Source organism: Agrobacterium sp. ES01 (assembly GCF_050320885.1).
Taxonomy (GTDB): Bacteria; Pseudomonadota; Alphaproteobacteria; order Rhizobiales; family Rhizobiaceae; genus Allorhizobium.
In genome coordinates, this window is sequence record NZ_JBNQTH010000001.1 from 1,094,484 (window position 1) to 1,110,619 (window position 16,136).

Annotated in this window: 15 protein-coding genes; all 15 read left to right on the plus strand. The window is 56.3% G+C overall.

Going from position 1 to position 16,136, the window contains the following annotated elements; genetic code table 11:
- The first annotated feature begins 50 nt into the window (after positions 1-50).
- The 15 genes from xylF (at position 51) to ACQQ2Q_RS05490 (ending at position 16,125) form a co-directional block, all read left to right on the plus strand.
- Positions 51-1,091: a D-xylose ABC transporter substrate-binding protein gene (xylF, locus tag ACQQ2Q_RS05420; protein WP_428185995.1), complete on the plus strand. Its 1,041-nt coding sequence runs from the start codon at positions 51-53 to the stop codon at positions 1,089-1,091.
- 206 nt (positions 1,092-1,297) lie between these two features.
- Positions 1,298-2,611: a sugar ABC transporter permease gene (locus ACQQ2Q_RS05425; RefSeq protein ID WP_428185996.1), complete on the plus strand. Its 1,314-nt coding sequence runs from the start codon at positions 1,298-1,300 to the stop codon at positions 2,609-2,611.
- Positions 2,612-2,626: 15 nt separating this feature from the next.
- Positions 2,627-3,409 (plus strand): ATP-binding cassette domain-containing protein, encoded by a 783-nt coding sequence (locus ACQQ2Q_RS05430; RefSeq protein WP_428185997.1) that lies wholly within the window; start codon positions 2,627-2,629, stop codon positions 3,407-3,409.
- Positions 3,410-3,661: 252 nt separating this feature from the next.
- Positions 3,662-4,534: a DUF6030 family protein gene (locus tag ACQQ2Q_RS05435; protein WP_428185998.1), complete on the plus strand. Its 873-nt coding sequence runs from the start codon at positions 3,662-3,664 to the stop codon at positions 4,532-4,534.
- 172 nt (positions 4,535-4,706) lie between these two features.
- Entirely contained in the window at positions 4,707-5,852 is a 1,146-nt protein-coding gene (locus tag ACQQ2Q_RS05440) for a glycosyltransferase family A protein (protein ID WP_428185999.1), read from the plus strand.
- Between the two features lies 1 nt (position 5,853).
- On the plus strand, positions 5,854-7,020 hold the full coding sequence (locus ACQQ2Q_RS05445) for a DegT/DnrJ/EryC1/StrS family aminotransferase (RefSeq protein ID WP_428186000.1): 1,167 nt from the start codon (positions 5,854-5,856) through the stop codon (positions 7,018-7,020).
- A gap of 181 nt (positions 7,021-7,201) precedes the next feature.
- Positions 7,202-7,975: a cephalosporin hydroxylase family protein gene (locus ACQQ2Q_RS05450; RefSeq protein ID WP_428186489.1), complete on the plus strand. Its 774-nt coding sequence runs from the start codon at positions 7,202-7,204 to the stop codon at positions 7,973-7,975.
- 105 nt (positions 7,976-8,080) lie between these two features.
- Positions 8,081-9,532, plus strand: a complete 1,452-nt coding sequence (locus ACQQ2Q_RS05455) for an AMP-binding protein (protein WP_428186001.1) — start codon at positions 8,081-8,083, stop codon at positions 9,530-9,532.
- Entirely contained in the window at positions 9,529-10,608 is a 1,080-nt protein-coding gene (locus tag ACQQ2Q_RS05460; protein WP_428186002.1) for an acyl-protein synthetase, read from the plus strand. The genes ACQQ2Q_RS05455 and ACQQ2Q_RS05460 overlap by 4 nt, the downstream gene beginning before the upstream one ends.
- A complete protein-coding gene (locus tag ACQQ2Q_RS05465; RefSeq protein ID WP_428186003.1) occupies positions 10,601-11,809 on the plus strand; it encodes an acyl-CoA reductase in 1,209 nt (402 codons plus the stop codon). The genes ACQQ2Q_RS05460 and ACQQ2Q_RS05465 overlap by 8 nt, the downstream gene beginning before the upstream one ends.
- Positions 11,810-11,906: 97 nt before the next feature.
- Complete coding sequence (locus tag ACQQ2Q_RS05470; protein WP_428186004.1) at positions 11,907-12,155, plus strand: acyl carrier protein; 249 nt, start codon at positions 11,907-11,909, stop codon at positions 12,153-12,155.
- On the plus strand, positions 12,152-12,625 hold the full coding sequence (fabZ, locus tag ACQQ2Q_RS05475) for a 3-hydroxyacyl-ACP dehydratase FabZ (RefSeq protein WP_428186005.1): 474 nt from the start codon (positions 12,152-12,154) through the stop codon (positions 12,623-12,625). The genes ACQQ2Q_RS05470 and fabZ overlap by 4 nt, the downstream gene beginning before the upstream one ends.
- 17 nt (positions 12,626-12,642) lie before the next feature.
- Positions 12,643-14,430, plus strand: coding sequence for a thiamine pyrophosphate-binding protein (locus tag ACQQ2Q_RS05480; protein WP_428186006.1), 1,788 nt, complete (start codon positions 12,643-12,645; stop codon positions 14,428-14,430).
- 14 nt (positions 14,431-14,444) lie between these two features.
- Complete coding sequence (locus ACQQ2Q_RS05485; protein WP_428186007.1) at positions 14,445-15,476, plus strand: N-acetylneuraminate synthase family protein; 1,032 nt, start codon at positions 14,445-14,447, stop codon at positions 15,474-15,476.
- Entirely contained in the window at positions 15,463-16,125 is a 663-nt protein-coding gene (locus ACQQ2Q_RS05490) for a GNAT family N-acetyltransferase (protein WP_428186008.1), read from the plus strand. The genes ACQQ2Q_RS05485 and ACQQ2Q_RS05490 overlap by 14 nt, the downstream gene beginning before the upstream one ends.
- The last annotated feature ends 11 nt before the right edge of the window (positions 16,126-16,136 follow it).

Here is a 16,136-nt window from a genome sequence, read left to right on the forward strand (position 1 = left end):
GCAGTAGCCACCGGGGAGTTGGTGGTTGCTTTGTCATTTGGGAGGACATCATGAAGAGCCTTATCAAGCTGATGGCCAGCACGGCCGTCGTCGTTGCCATGCATACCGCAGCGTTCGCGGAAGACGTCGTTGTCGGCGTATCGTGGTCTAACTTTCAGGAAGAGCGCTGGAAAACCGACGAAGGCGCCATTAAGGCAGCCCTCGAGGCCGCTGGCGCAAAGTATATTTCAGCTGACGCACAGTCGTCTGCAGCCAAGCAGTTGACTGACGTTGAATCGCTGATTTCGCAGGGCGCAACTGCACTGATCGTTCTGGCTCAGGATTCCGACGCTATTGGACCAGCTATCGAGAAAGCCAGCGCAGAGGGAATTCCGGTCGTCGGCTACGACCGCCTGATCGAGAACCCAGCCGCCTTCTACATCACCTTCGACAACAAGGAAGTGGGCCGCATGCAGGCTCGCGAAGTGTTCAAGGTCCAGCCTGAAGGCAACTATGTCTTCATCAAGGGCTCCGCTTCGGATCCGAATGCCGACTTCCTGTTCTCCGGCCAGATGGAAGTCCTCAAGGATGCCATCGACAGCGGCAAGATCAAGAATGTCGGTGAAGCCTACACGGACGGCTGGAAGCCGGAAAATGCCCAAAAGAACATGGAGCAGTTTCTGACCGCCAACGACAACAATGTCGATGCCGTTGTCGCCTCGAATGACGGCACCGCCGGCGGTGTTGTTGCGGCACTTTCCGCTCAGGGCCTTGCCGGTTCTGTTCCAGTATCGGGCCAGGACGGTGACCAGGCTGCGCTTAACCGCGTTGCACTGGGCACACAGACGGTTTCGGTGTGGAAGGACGCACGCGAACTCGGCAAGAACGCAGCCGAAATCGCCGTGATGCTTGCCGAAGGCAAGACCATGGACGAAATTCCAGGCGTTGAAGACTTCTCCGGTGGCCCGAAGGGCGTTGCCATGAAGTCGGTCTTCCTGAAGCCAGTTCCGATTACCAAGGACAATCTCGACGTCGTAGTCGACGCAGGCTGGATCTCCAAGGAAGAAGTCTGCCAGGGCGTCAAGGCCGGCTCGGTTTCTGTCTGCGATTAAGCGGACCTCAATCCGGTTTTCCGGGCAGGCGCCGCAGTCCAGAAAGGCTGCGGCGCCTGTGCGAATGCGATGCTCGGATGTTCCTCTAGTGGACACCGAAACCGACAAGGGCGCAACAGCGTCTCATTATGAGATTTTCGGACCGCCAGCCATTCAACCCGAACGGGGCTCAAAGGCGGTTCAAGCATGTGGGGCACGGCAATCCTATGGCCGAAATGAATACTTCTGTCTCTTCAACAAAACCCAAGTCTTCGGTCGGTGGACCTGTTGCCCGCTTCGTGCGCGCGACGGAACTCGACACGAGACTGCTCGGCATGATCGGTGCCTTGCTCCTGATCTGGGTCGGCTTCGACCTGATGACGGGCGGGTTGTTTCTGACACCGCGCAATCTGTGGAACCTGTCTGTCCAGACGGCGTCCGTATCGGTGATGGCCACCGGCATGGTGCTTGTCATCGTGACACGCAATATCGATTTGTCGGTGGGCTCTATCCTGGGCTTTACCGGCATGATCATGGGCGTGATGCAGGCCGAGATCCTGCCGCAGTTTCTGGGCTTTGAAAATCCGCTGACCTGGATCATCACGCTTGGCTGCGGTCTGGCCGTCGGTGGCATGATCGGCATGCTGCAAGGCACGGTGATTGCCTATATGGCGGTGCCATCCTTTATCGTGACGCTGGGCGGCCTGCTGGTCTGGCGCGGCGGAACATGGTTCGTGACCAGCGGCCGGACAGTCGCCCCCATGGACGCGACCTTCCGGCTTATGGGCGGCGGAACCACCGGATCGATCGGTGAAGTCGCGAGTTGGGTCGTCGGCGTGATTGCCTGCGTGGCAATCGTTGCAGCGCTGCTCAATTCACGCAAGCAACGTCATCGCTTCGGCTTTCCGTTGCGTCCGCTCTGGGCCGAGTATTTCCTCGTCGCTCTTGGCTGCGGCATAGTGATTGGCGCGGTGTGGGTGTTCAACAGCTATCCCTGGCCCAAGGCCATTGCCCGGCGTTATGCCGAGGCAAACGGCATCGTCGCTCCGGACGGTGGATTGTTTATCGCGCACGGCATTGCCATTCCCGTTCTGATCGCGCTCGGCATCGGCGTGGTGATGACCTTCATCTCGACGCGTCTTCGCTTTGGCCGCTACGTCTTTGCCATCGGCGGCAATCCGGAAGCTGCAGAACTGGCCGGTATCAAGACACGCTGGGTGACCGTCAAGATCTTCGCGCTCATGGGCATGCTGTGCGCCGTGGCCGCTGCAATCTCGACCGCACGCCTCAACGCTGCAACTAATGCCCAGGGCGAACTGGATGAGCTCTATACCATCGCGGCAGCCGTGATCGGCGGCACATCTCTTGCAGGCGGCAGCGGCACAATTGCCGGCGCCATGCTGGGTGCTCTGGTCATGCAATCTCTACAATCAGGCATGGTCTTGCTCGGCATCGACTCGCCGCTTCAACGTATCGTCGTTGGCGTCGTCCTCGTTCTCGCCGTCTGGCTCGACACCGTCTACCGTGCTCGCGCCAAGTAATCAGGAGTTCCAAATATGATGGAGCAACGCACTCCCCTCGTGGAAATGAAAGACATTTCCATCGCCTTCGGCGGGATCCACGCTGTCGAAAAGGCATCCGTCGACCTCTTCCCCGGTGAAGTGGTCGCCCTGCTTGGCCATAACGGTGCCGGCAAGTCGACCCTGATCAAGATTCTCTCCGGCGCCTACAAGCGCGACAGCGGCGATATCAGGATCAATGGGGAAGCCGCCGATATCCGCAATCCGCGCGATGCCAAGGAATATGGCATCGAAACGATCTACCAGACGCTGGCCGTTGCCGATAATGTCGACGCTGCCGCAAACCTTTATCTCGGCCGTGAACTGCAGACCCCCTGGGGCACGCTGGACGACGTGGCGATGGAGGCCAAGGCACGTGAAGTGATGGGACGCCTGAACCCCAACTTCAAGCGTTTCAAGGAGCCGGTCAAAGCCCTGTCGGGCGGTCAGCGCCAGTCGGTGGCAATCGCCCGCGCCATCCTGTTCAATGCCCGCATCCTGATCATGGACGAGCCGACGGCAGCTCTTGGCCCGCAGGAAACTGCGCAGGTTGGAGAACTGATCAAGCAGTTGAAAACCGATGGCATCGGCATTTTCCTGATCAGCCACGACATCCATGACGTGTTCGATCTGGCCGACCGCGTGTTTGTGATGAAGAACGGTCTGGTCGTGGGAAGCGCCAAGACCGAGGACGTGACCAAGGACGAAGTGCTTGGCATGATCATCATGGGCAAGTGCCCGCCGGGTGCAATTCCCGGCCCAGGCGCCATGAGCACCTGATCGGCGGACAATCAGACATTTCAAAATCGGCCCCTGCAAAACTTTGCGGGGGCCGATTTTACTTGTGCGACGGGTTGCATTCTGCTGAAAATAGACGCCACATAGTCTATTCGAGAGAATTACGACTGCATTCAATACTTAAATTTATCTATAATTGAATTCTAATTATCGCCACCCTTTCCTATAGAATAGACCATAGAATTCGGCGAAAGCGTTTTGACATACTTCAGCTTCCCATGTTTTGACAGATAGATGCCTGACGAACCTTCGGCGAGACATAGCAAAGAGACCAAAAGCTCTCCCCCAAACCGCAAAAGCGCCGGTGGGGCGGTCTTTGTCGCCGTTTTTCTGTCGTTCACCATTATCATCGCGACGATCGTCCTTCTCGCCAATGATCACAGGAACCTCCGCCTGATCATGGCAGAGCTGGGTTTGCAATGGATTATCGAGGCCCCGATCAGACCCGAGGTGCCGCCCGCGCCGCTGAAAGGAAAGCCGGTCAAGGTTGAGACCTTCAACATGCCCGAAAACATTATGGCTTCTGTCGACCGTGACGGGGTGAGCGGGTTTGCCCGGGAGATGCCACGCATTGGACCCGAGTTGTGCAGAGCGTATAACGATGCGGGATTTCCCAATTCCGGGTGGCACGGAAGCCCTGTAAACGACGATAGCTACGAATGCACCTCCGAATTGAGCTTCGACAAGGGAGAGGATGAGGAAAGCCATGGCTCCCTGTTTTTCATCGCCAAAGGCAATCAGGACGGTTCGATCAATTCGTTGAGAATGAAACTCGTTGCGCCCGAGAGTGTAGATGGTCGTGCGGCGCATGCCGCCATATTGAAAGCACTGGAACTGCTGATCGAGTGCACCGGATGGAAAGACCTCAAGGACCTGCTGGCCGCGGCGCGCCGGCTGAAAGACTATTCGGCAGATTATACGGGCCTCTCGATCCGGTTTACCCAGGAATTCACGTCATCCGACCGGTTCAATCTCTTCATTCTACCGTCGAACGATGACCCGGCTATCAGCCGCACGCGCAATTATTTCGAGGCGCAAAAGGCGCTCTATGACGTTGACAGCGCGCGTCCGGATTTACAGAACTTCGCACCTACCGGGAAGCGATAGCAAACATTGGCTGTGACGACAGATCAGGCCATCCGGAGCTAAGCCTCGCTCCAGTTTTGACCGCTACATGGGATCAAGAACCCGAATTGCGCCCACGCCACAAATGTGGCCGCCGGTGCCTGCGAGACCGTCTGTGCAACCTTTCGCGACAGGCAAAACCATGAGGCCGATCATGCCGAAGCTTTCCGTGTGCATTCCTGTCGAACCCGGCTTTTCGCCACCCGATTATCTGGCAAAACAGCTGCTCAAGAAAGCGGGGACAGACATTCAGGTGATCGTGGCGCCGTTTGGCGATACCTGCGCTGAAGCTGCTGCGCTTTACGAACTGGCTGAGAACGACCCGCGGTTGCTGATCCTGCCGCCCGCTCCGCCTGAAATTACAGCAGGCCAATTCTGGCTGGGCACGATTGCCGCTGCAACCGGTGACTGGGTTACGCTGGTCTATCCCGACGATATGCTTGAGCCCGATATGCCGGAGGCAATCGAATATGTGGAAGCGACCTATCCGGAGGCGGATGCCATTGGGTGGAACGCCTTTGCGATCTCCAACGATGCCTCCCGCGAGATCAAAGCCAATGTTCCGGTGCCGGTGACCCATCATTTCTCCATGATGGACAAGGCCAAGATGCTGGATGCCTTCTTCCAGTGGACCGATGGCAACCAGACGCCGAAAATGCCGTTTGGTCTGTTTCATGGGGCCTTGAAAAAAAGCCTGGTCGAGACGATCCGCTCTGCGGAAGTGGCATCAAGCTGGCTGACGACCGTGCCACGCTATGAATGGGCAGCGCGGGTTGTGCTGTTTGCCAATGGGCTTGCCCTTGCCAACCGGCCAATGTCGGCGGCCAGCATCAAGCCGTATACGCCCGTGCCCGTCCGCTCCGCGCTTGAAGGATTTCCGCTGGATGGCGGCATCGGATTGACCGCTGCCATCGCCGAAGTGCAGGCACGCGTTCTTGCCGAACTCGGCAGCGCCTGGAACGGGTTTAACGAAGCCTTTGTGCGCGCCTGTGTTTTCGATTGCATGCTGGAACACGACCGCACAGCGTTTGAGATCAAGTGCCGGTCTTATCATGCTGCCTTGCAGAAGATGCCAGGCGGCGAGCAGCTTATTGCGCTGTTCAGGCCGCAATATTACCCGCAATTGCCGGACGACAAGCGTCGTGGCCTGCATGGTTCGCTCCTGCTGGTGGATCGCTTTATCGGTAATGCCAAGACAGCGCAGGAGTTCTATAATGTCATGCGCTCGATCATTGCACCGGTCTTCGTCGTGACTGGCAAGAGCCAGATATCGGAAGCCGAGCGCGATCAGGTTCGCTGACATGAACGCCAGAGCACCAGAGCGCATTCTCTATACAAAGCCCTCCATCACGGAGCTTGAGACGCGCTATGCCGCCGATGCCGCAGCGACCGGCTGGGGCGCCAAGTGCTACGACTACATCATTCGCTTCGAGGACCTGTTCCGCACGCATATCGGCACCGGCTTTGCAATTGCGACATCCAGCTGCACCGGCGCCATGCATATGGGGCTGGCCGCCCTTGGCATCGGACCCGGCGACGAAGTGATCCTGGCCGACACGAACTGGATCGCGACGGCGGCACCGATCCATCATCTGGGCGCGACGCCGGTGATGGTGGATATCGATCCTGTCAGCTGGTGTCTGGATCCGACCAAGGTGGAACAGGCGATTACACCGCGAACACGCGCGATCATCGCCACGCATATCTATGGAAATCTCTGCGATATGGATGCGCTGGAAGCCATTGCCAGCCGCCACAACATTCCGGTGATCGAAGACGCAGCCGAAGCCATCGGTTCGGCCTTCAGGGACGGTCGACGCGCAGGCGCGCGTGGGGCCTTCGGCACTTTTTCCTTTCATGGCACCAAGACCGTGACCACCGGCGAAGGCGGCATGTTCGTCACCAATGACGAAGCGCTCTTCAACCATGTTCTGACGCTCAGCAATCACGGCCGGGCGAAAACGCAGACCAAGCAGTTCTGGCCCGACATGGTGGGCTTCAAATACAAGATGTCGAATGTACAGGCGGCCATCGGCTGCGGCCAGATGGAGCGGATCGATGCGCTGATTGCACGCAAGCGCGCGATTTTCGGACGCTATCGCGACCATATCGACGCTATCGAGGGTGTGCAGCTGAACCCGGAACCTTCAGGCACCGTGAATGGCGCATGGATGCCGACAGCTGTGTTCGACCGCTCGCTTGGCATCGAGCGCGAAGTCATCCAGACGGCATTTTCCGCGGCCAATATCGACGCCCGCGTGTTCTTCCACCCGCTCTCCAGCCTGCCGATGTTTACCCCGCGCCCGGATAACGTCCATGCATGGGATATCCCCACCCGCGCGATCAACCTGCCGAGCTATCACGACATGACCGACGCCGATATCGCGCGTGTGACGGCGGTGGTTCGCGAACTTGTCGATGCGGCAAACCAACGCAAGCATAACCAGTTGAAGGGTTCGGCTGCCTGAAACGGTGGGCGCTTTGCCGAAGCGCCCACCACAAGCCTCACTCAAGGATGACAACCTAGACCGTTAAGTGAATTTGGTCTGCTTGGACATGTCCAAGGATAGGCGTGATCCGGAGACCAACCGGGGTGTGAAAACCCTGATTGCGCGGTCTCTGCGAAACGAAATGAGTGAGAACCACCGGATGCACAAAGAATTCCAGGACGAGGTCAGGGAAAACATTGCTGGACTTGGCGCGGACAAGAATTTCCAGCAACAGTCACTCGAGTGGAATCTTGCCTCTGCAAAGCACAGATACACCTATAATTTCCGTGCGCTCGGGCGTCCGATCATACAATTCCCCCAAGACATCCTCGCTTTCCAGGAAATCATCTGGGACGTGCGTCCGGATCTCATTATCGAGACCGGCATTGCCCATGGCGGGTCGCTGATTTCCAACGCGTCCATGCTGGCACTGCTGGACTATTGCGATGCGTTCGAGAATGGCGAACGGCTTGATCCACGGGTGCCAAAGCGCAAGGTTCTGGCAGTCGACATCGAGATCAGGCCACACAACCGCAGTGCAATTGAAGCACATGCAATGTCCCCACGCATACACATGCTTGAAGGCTCCAGCATCGACACGTCTATCGTCGATCAGGTGCGTGCATTTGCTGCGGACTACAACAGCATCATGGTCTGCCTCGATTCCAATCACACGCATGACCATGTCTTGCGAGAACTTGAAGCATATGCGCCGCTCGTGACGGTCGGCAATTACTGCATTGTCAGTGACACAATTGTGGAGGATGCACCTGAACATCTCTCTGCTGATCGCCCTTGGGGCAAGGGCAACAATCCCAAGACCGCAGTGCATGCCTATCTGGCACAGAATGGCGATTTCGAAATCGACAAATCGATCGAAAACAAACTGCAGATCACAGTTTCGCCGGATGGATTTCTACGGCGCATCAAATAATGGAACCGTCATCTGCCAGGCAGGAGGCGTTTTCAATTTTTCACCAAGAGGAGCCATGGCGCACCGTCATGAGATCACCTTGAGGAGAACGAGAAGCTTGCAGTGATGACCACCGCGGACATAAGCGATATCTTCGCTGACATCGATACAAGGTATCAGGACCGACCTTTGCTGAAGATGAGCGACGGCACCTATGTCCGCCCGCAGGATCTTGATGCGATTTGCCGGTGTCCGGGTTTTGGAGATACTGCACATCGTCTGGTGATTTGCCTATGCGACAATGATGCGGGTGGCCTTGCGGGTTATGTGGCGCTTGCGAAAACCGGGGCCGTCCCGATGATGATCAGCGCAAGCCTGCCGGTGGCACAGCTGCATCATCTGACAGACGTTTATCAGCCGCATTTCATCTGGCTTCCAGAAAGCCGCGCCAGCGAATTTGCCAATAGCTCCGTCGTTATGTCCCGTTCCGGGTATCAGTTGCTGGCATTGCGGTCATCGGAGCACTACACAATCGATGATAACCTTGCGCTCTTGCTGGCGACGTCGGGAAGTACCGGCAGTCCTCGCTTTGTGCGGCTCTCCCGCGCCAACGTTAGCAGTAATGCCCGGTCGATCTGCAACTATCTCGACATCACGCCTGACGATATCGCCATTACCAGCTTGCCGCCGACCTATTCCTACGGTCTGTCTGTCATACACAGCCACATTCTTGCCGGCAGCACGATCGCCGTTACCAGCAAGACGCTGTTTGATCGGGCCTTCTGGGACTTCATGGAGGCTTCCAGCTGCTCGTACTTCTCCGGCGTTCCGTACCACTATGAAATGCTGAAGAAGCTGCGATTCCGACGCATGGAGCTGCCAAGCCTGCGCACCATGACGCAAGCCGGCGGGCGGATGGACAAGGAGCTGACACAGGAGTTTGCCAGTCATTGTGCTGACAAGGGCATGCGGTTTTTCAGCATGTACGGACAAACCGAGGCAACGGCCCGGATGTCCTATCTTGCCGCCGATCTGGCTTATGCAAAGGCAGGTTGCATCGGCAAGCCTATTCCAGGCGGCGAATTTTCGCTCGAAGATGACCACGGCGCTGTCATCGATGAAACCGATACTGCCGGTGAACTGATCTATCGTGGAGCCAATGTTTCGATGGGATATGCCGAAGGCCATGCAGATCTAGGCAGGGGCGATGACTTCAATGGCATGCTTAGAACAGGTGATATCGCAAAGCGGGATGACGAGGGTGATTATTACATAGTTGGGCGGCTGAAACGGTTTTTGAAGATTTTCGGCAATCGCATCAACTTGCAGGATGTGGAAAGCCGTTTGCAGGACGCGGGCTTCGATGTGGCTTGCGCGGGAAAAGATGACCATCTGTCTATCTATCTGCTGCAAGCAACGGTTGACGCCGCCAAGCAGATCAAGACGAGCTTGGCCACTGACCTGAAAATCAGCCCGACAGCCATTTCGGTCTTCGATCTCGCCGACTTGCCGCGCGCGGAGTCTGGCAAGGTTCAATATGGCTTGCTGGACACCCGCGCAAAAGGCGTTCTGGCATGATGACACCCGACTACACCCATTGGCTGGACCTGGAACCCTATGGGATGCCGGCTGGTCAGAAGACCGACACTCTTGGTCAGGCCTTGCGCGCGCTCACGGACTGGCATCGGCAGCAATGCGAGCCCTATGATCGCATGTTGAAACTGACGACAGACCCTGAAAAACCAGTCGAACACTTGCAGGACATCCCCTTTATTCCGGTTCGCATGTTCAAGGAATTCGATCTTCTGAGTGTGCCCAAGGATCAGGTCTTCAAGACCATGACCTCTTCGGGGACAACGGGGCAGCAGGTATCACGGATATTCCTGGACCGGCAAACGGCATCGCTGCAAAGCAAGATCCTGGCACGCCTGATGACTGAACTGCTGGGAAAGAAGCGATTGCCGATGCTGGTTATCGATTCACCGAGTGTCCTTCGTGATCGAAATGCCTTTTCGGCACGCGGGTCGGGGATCCTCGGTTTCTCCATGTTTGGTCAGGATGTAACCTACGCCCTCGATGCGGAGATGAATCTGGACATGATCGCCATCGACTCCTTCCTGGAGCGCCATGCCGGTCAACCGATATTTCTGTTCGGCTTCACCTTCATGATCTGGCAGCACTTCTACATGAACCTGAAGGCGATGGGGAAACGCCTTGCTATCGACAAGGGCATTCTGTTGCATGGTGGCGGCTGGAAGAAACTGCAGGATCAGGCAGTCGACAGTGCTGCATTCAACGCGGCGATGCAGGATTGTGCCGGGATCGGCCGGGTTGTGAACTACTACGGAATGGTCGAGCAGACCGGATCGATCTTCATGGAGTGCGAGGCCGGACATCTGCATGCACCTGTTTACGCCGATGTCATTGTCCGCAATCCGCAGGATTTCAGTGTCGCCGGTCACAGAGAACAAGGCGTCATCGAGGTTCTGTCGATGATTCCGAGAAGCTATCCCGGCCATGCGCTGCTGACTGAGGATATGGGACAGATCGAGGGCGAGGACGACTGCCCCTGCGGGCGCCAGGGCAAATACTTCTCGATAGCCGGCCGCGTTGCCAAGGCTGAGGTCAGAGGCTGTAGCGATACATATGAATGAGATCGCACAATTGCCCATCAATATCCGCGTCGGCGGACCGCTCGACAGATTGGTCACGCGGCCACAAAGGCCGTATTCCGAAGCCGCCACGGTCTTTCTCTCCGCATTGTCGAAAGCACTGCTCGCATTGCCCGAAGTCAGGCAATATCCGGATATTGCCGCATTTGGATATTGGTGCCGCGCGGCCAATCTCGCGCGTCTTGCACGTGATTTCGATACAGCCCACGCGCGGCTTGGACGCGGACTGGTCCTGCATATCGCGCCGGCCAATGTGCCGGTCAATTTTGCCTATTCGTTCGCCTTTGGTCTGCTGGCCGGCAATGCGAATATCGTCAGGATACCCGATAGAGACTTCGAGCAGGTGGACGTGATCTGCAAGGAGATCACGCGCCTTTTCGCGATTCCCACCCACAAACAGGTGGCCAGCATGAACCGGTTGGTGACCTATCCGCGGAATGACGACATTACGGCCCAACTCTCGGCCAGATGTCAGGCACGTCTCATCTGGGGCGGTGATGCCACCGTCTCCCATCTCAAGACAATGCCCACGCATCCACGCTGCGTCGATATTGCATTCGCAGATCGATATTCACTTTGCATGCTGAATGCCGAACATGTTCTTGCCGCCGATGACAAAGCCATTGCGCAATTGACCCAGGGCTTTTTCAATGATGTCTTCCTCATGGACCAGAACGCATGTTCATCGCCGCATCTGGTTATCTGGATAGCTGACGGGCAAGCGGATGTCGCCGCCGCGCAGCAGCGTTTCTGGTCTGCCATGGTCGACCATTTGCGTCGGAAATACACTTTGGCGCCAATCCATGCATTGGACAAGTTCGCCCATCTTTGCCGGACTGCGGCCAACCTCGACACCGAGACATGCATCAGACATGAGAACCTTGCCTATCGCATATTACTCAGTGAGCTGCCCTTGGATATCGACAAATATCGGGGCCAATACGGCACCTTTTTCGAACATGTGACCGACAGTTTCGACTGCCTTACAGACATCGTCGCCGAGCGCTATCAAACAATCACCTGTTTCGGGATCGACCGAGACAAGCTGGTCAACTTCGTGATCGACCAGGGAATGTCAGGCATTGATCGCGTCGTGCCGGTGGGCAAGGCGCTCGATATGGGCGCAATCTGGGACGGGCACAATCTGGTTGAGGAACTTTCGAGAATCGTCAATATGGCATGAACTGATCGCCCGATGCACCGGATATCCGGTTGCCGCAAAGGCTGGCGCATTTTTCAATTCACGCTCCCCCAAAGACTGACAACAAGGATAACAAGATATGAGCAACAAGGAAAAATACGATACCGCCTTTGTTGATACATTCATGATCAACGCGGACGAACTGCCAACAGCAAAGTATCAGGAAGTCGAGGCGTGGGATAGCGTAGGACATATGGCGCTGATGGCCGCTCTCGAAGACGCGTTTTCGATCGAGATGGAAATCGACGATATAATCGACTTTTCCAGCTACGAAGTCGGCAAGACCATTCTTGCAAAGTATGACGTTGTCATAGAGCCTGCGGCATGAGTGACAGTTCCATGCCCGCTTTCGATATCAACGGGATCCTTCGCCACCAGCGAAACCGCTATCCGGTTCTGCTGATCGATCGGATCACCGCAGTCGATCCCGGCAAGAGCGCATCCGCGATCAAGTGCTTCACCTATAATGAGTGGTTTTTCCCGGGCCATTTCGATGACGAACCGAATGTGCCGGGCTTCGTGCAGATCGAATCCCTGACACAGACCTTCATCATGTCCTTTCTGTGCATGGACGAATACAAGGGGATGAAGACGAATTTCATCTCCATCAACAATGTGAAATTCAAGCGTAAGGTCGTGCCCGGTGACGTGCTGCAGATCGAGGCGACACTTCGGTCGTTCAAGCGCGGCATTGCATCTGGATCGGTTGAGAGCTTCGTCAATGGTGAACCGGCCTGCAGCGGCGATCTCGTTGTTGCCTTGCCAGCCGTTCTGGATCGCTTCAAACCCAAGACCTAGGAAGATTGACGATTGCCATGAGAGTTGCCGACTACATAATGCAGCGCCTTGCGCAGATCGGAATCGGACATGTGTTTCTGGTGACAGGACGCGGCGCGCTGTTTTTGACGGACGCGCTGGCCAAACACCCGCAGCTGACGCCGGTACCTGTTCATCATGAGCAATCCGCATCCTATGCAGCAACCGCCTATGCCTATCGCACAGGTGGGGTTGGCGCATGTCTGGTGTCCACGGGATGTGCATCCACAAATGCCGTTACCGGTGTTCTTTCCGCATGGCAGGATGGCATTCCGTGCATTTTCATCTCGGGGCAGAATACGCTGAAGGAAACCACGCGCTTTACCGGCATTCCGCTTCGAACCTACGGCCAGCAAGAGGCCGACATCATCTCCATCGTTCAGCCGATCACGAAATATGCGCGTATGATCACCTCCGCCGACGAGATTGTCGAGGCTATGGACCAGGCGCTAATGTTGGCGAATACGGGACGCAAGGGACCGGTTTGGATTGATGTGCCTCTTGATCTGCAAAGCGCCCAGATTGATGTAGACGCACTTTCTGCCTCGGCAACGTCAGATATCAAAGAACCGCCGAAGGCATCGCGCGAGACGATTGACGCGGTGGCCAGCGCCCTTGCAAAGGCGAACCGCCCCACTCTGCTGATTGGCAGTGGCGTGCGGTCCAGCGGCTCCGAGGCCAAGTTGAAGCAGTTTGCAAAGCGGTGGAATATTCCCGTTACCTATGCACCTTCCGCACCCGACACCTTTGGAAGCGCCGATGCTCTCTCCATTGGCTCGGTCGGTGCGATGGGTTGTTCAAGGGCTGGAAACTTCGCAGTGCAGAACGCCGATCTTGTTCTGGTGCTTGGATGCCGTCTGACCTCGCTGGTAACGGGCACGGAATTTTGCAAGTTTGCACGCGATGCCAAGACGATTGTTGTCGACATCGACGCCATAGAACACACCAAGGATACCATCCGTATCGACCAATTGGTCCATTCTGACCTTGCGGCGTTCCTGGAGGACATCAACCAGTACGAGCCGCATATGGTCCCGACGGAATGGGTCGAAAAGTGCCAGCATTGGAAAGCAATTTTCTCCGGGGTCGAACCCGAGTTCAAGGATCCGGAAAAGGTCGATCTGTACGAACTTGCGCATTGCCTGTCCGACATGCTGCCGGCGTCTGCGGCACTGGTGACGGATTCAGGGTTGAACGAGGTGATTCTGCCCAGCAATGTGCGGTTCGCGGAAGGCATGGACTGCGTGCATCCAGCCATGCAGGGTGCCATGGGATTTGCCTTGCCGGCCGCAATTGGCGCATACTTCGCCAAGCCCGGACCTGTGATTGCCGTCATTGGCGATGGCTCGATCATGATGAACCTGCAAGAGATGGAAACGATCCGCTATCACAAGCTTCCGATCAAGATCATCGTCATCAACAATAACGTCTATTCGATCATCCGTCGGCGACAGCAGGACTTGTTCCGGAAACGCGTCATCGGCACTGATCCAGCAAATGGCGTCAGTTGCCCGGATTTTTCCAAAGTGGCCACCTGCTTCGACCTCGATTATATCGCAATTGACAGTCCGGACATGTTGCAAGAGGGAATTGCCGATCTGCTGAAACGCGACGGACCGACGCTTTGCGAAATTCGCGGTCGCGAGGATCAGGAATATATCGAGCTCGGACATGCCCGCAGCGTGGTTGACCGCCGTTTTGTGCGACGCCCGCTGGAAGACCAAACACCATTCTTGAACCGCGAGCTTTTCCTCTCGGAAATGATCGTTGAGGCAATCGACCAGTAAGCGGTGAGTGACCAATGTCGACAGTGAAACTACGTAGCGGACGGGTGATCGGCGACTACCTTGCTCCGTATTTTATTGCGGAGCTGAATACCAGCCACTTTGGTGATATTGGCATAGCCCGCTCCATGATCGATCAGGCCAAGGAGGCCGGCTGCGACTGCGTCAAGTTTCAGTCCTGGAGTTCCGAATCGCTCTATGCCGATAGCTATTACAAACAGAACGCGATCACCAAGCGCATCGTCACCAAGTTCTCCCTGGACAATTCGGAACTGAAGCAGTTGGCCGACTATTGCAGTGAGGTCGGTATCGATTTCGCATCGACGCCCTATTCCCGCGCCGAGGCCGATTTTCTGGCACGCGACTGCAATGTTCCTTTCATCAAGATTGCCTCGATGGAGTTGAACAATCTTCCGTATCTAGCCTACCTTGCGACGCTTGATGTGCCGCTTGTTCTGTCGACCGGAATGGGCACACTGGACGAGATCATAACCGCTGTGCGCACGATCGAGACGGCGGGCAATACTGACATCATCATCTTGCATTGCACGTCGGTTTATCCTGCACCGCCCGAGGCTATTCGCCTGAACAACATTCTTGGCCTCAGAGCCGAATTCCCAGCTTATCCAATCGGTTATTCAGACCACTCCATGGGTAGCGAAATTCCCGCCGCGTCGATTGCGCTTGGCGCCTGTGTCATTGAAAAGCACTTCACATTGGACAGCAGCCGCATCGGTATGGACAACCAGATGGCGACCGAACCGGAAGACATGAAACGCATGATCGACGCCTGCAATACCGTTCATCGTGCCCTGGGTGGTGCCGGACGCATCCTGGACGAGACCGAGCGCGCGCAGATCCCCAAGATGAGGCGCAGTATTGTGACGGCGAAGGCCCTACCTGCCGGGCATATGCTCACATCATATGATCTCGACGCCAAGCGTCCCGGGATCGGGCTTGCCCCGGATAAGGTCGACCTACTGATTGGCAGGCGGCTGAAGAAGAGTGTCGATCAAGGGGATGTTCTGTCGGTGGATGACGTTGAATAAGAACGCACCCGAGCAGCACGTCCTATCCTTTATTCAGGACATCATTGACGACAGACAGTCGCTCGTGATCACACTTCGCGATGATACAGAAAGTGTCATCGGGAAACTGGTGCCACTGACCCGAAAGCATCTCGAAAATGAACAGGTAATTGGCAAGCTGACCGACTGGCGAAACGCCAATATGCAGTTCTTCCTAACCCAGTTTACCGCAACGCCGGAACGCACCAAGACCTGGCTGGACCAAGTCGTCTTCAAGACGCCAACCCAACTCATGTTCCTGATCTATGCCGGGGACGACATGATCGGGCATTTTGGCTTCAAGGATCTGACGGCAGATGATGTGATGCTGGACAATGCCATGCGCGGAGAGCGCGGTGGACACCCTAAATTGCTTCAGATTGCCGGGCGCGCCCTGATTGAGTGGCTGTTTTCAAAGACCGGCGTCAAGAAGGTGCTGGGTTACGTCCTGTCAAACAACGCCTCCGCCATCATGATGAACAGAACGATGGGCTTTGGCGGATGGCATAAATATCCCCTTAACAAATCGCTGGTCGACGGTGAAACTCGCCTAGTTCTTGGTGAGCGCGGCGCAGCGAGCAATGACAATATCTATTGCTATTACATCGAGATTGACCGCTCGGGCTGTTGATGCATAGCCTC

What these genes read in the sequence shown, in the direction of transcription:
- xylF (WP_428185995.1), top strand. Translation starts at nt 51, where the DNA reads ATGAAGAGCCTTATCAAGCTGATGGCCAGCACGGCCGTCGTCGTTGCC.
- ACQQ2Q_RS05425 (WP_428185996.1), top strand. Translation starts at nt 1,298, where the DNA reads ATGGCCGAAATGAATACTTCTGTCTCTTCAACAAAACCCAAGTCTTCG.
- ACQQ2Q_RS05430 (WP_428185997.1), top strand. Translation starts at nt 2,627, where the DNA reads ATGATGGAGCAACGCACTCCCCTCGTGGAAATGAAAGACATTTCCATC.
- ACQQ2Q_RS05435 (WP_428185998.1), top strand. Translation starts at nt 3,662, where the DNA reads ATGCCTGACGAACCTTCGGCGAGACATAGCAAAGAGACCAAAAGCTCT.
- ACQQ2Q_RS05440 (WP_428185999.1), top strand. Translation starts at nt 4,707, where the DNA reads ATGCCGAAGCTTTCCGTGTGCATTCCTGTCGAACCCGGCTTTTCGCCA.
- ACQQ2Q_RS05445 (WP_428186000.1), top strand. Translation starts at nt 5,854, where the DNA reads ATGAACGCCAGAGCACCAGAGCGCATTCTCTATACAAAGCCCTCCATC.
- ACQQ2Q_RS05450 (WP_428186489.1), top strand. Translation starts at nt 7,202, where the DNA reads ATGCACAAAGAATTCCAGGACGAGGTCAGGGAAAACATTGCTGGACTT.
- ACQQ2Q_RS05455 (WP_428186001.1), top strand. Translation starts at nt 8,081, where the DNA reads ATGACCACCGCGGACATAAGCGATATCTTCGCTGACATCGATACAAGG.
- ACQQ2Q_RS05460 (WP_428186002.1), top strand. Translation starts at nt 9,529, where the DNA reads ATGATGACACCCGACTACACCCATTGGCTGGACCTGGAACCCTATGGG.
- ACQQ2Q_RS05465 (WP_428186003.1), top strand. Translation starts at nt 10,601, where the DNA reads ATGAATGAGATCGCACAATTGCCCATCAATATCCGCGTCGGCGGACCG.
- ACQQ2Q_RS05470 (WP_428186004.1), top strand. Translation starts at nt 11,907, where the DNA reads ATGAGCAACAAGGAAAAATACGATACCGCCTTTGTTGATACATTCATG.
- fabZ (WP_428186005.1), top strand. Translation starts at nt 12,152, where the DNA reads ATGAGTGACAGTTCCATGCCCGCTTTCGATATCAACGGGATCCTTCGC.
- ACQQ2Q_RS05480 (WP_428186006.1), top strand. Translation starts at nt 12,643, where the DNA reads ATGAGAGTTGCCGACTACATAATGCAGCGCCTTGCGCAGATCGGAATC.
- ACQQ2Q_RS05485 (WP_428186007.1), top strand. Translation starts at nt 14,445, where the DNA reads ATGTCGACAGTGAAACTACGTAGCGGACGGGTGATCGGCGACTACCTT.
- ACQQ2Q_RS05490 (WP_428186008.1), top strand. Translation starts at nt 15,463, where the DNA reads ATGACGTTGAATAAGAACGCACCCGAGCAGCACGTCCTATCCTTTATT.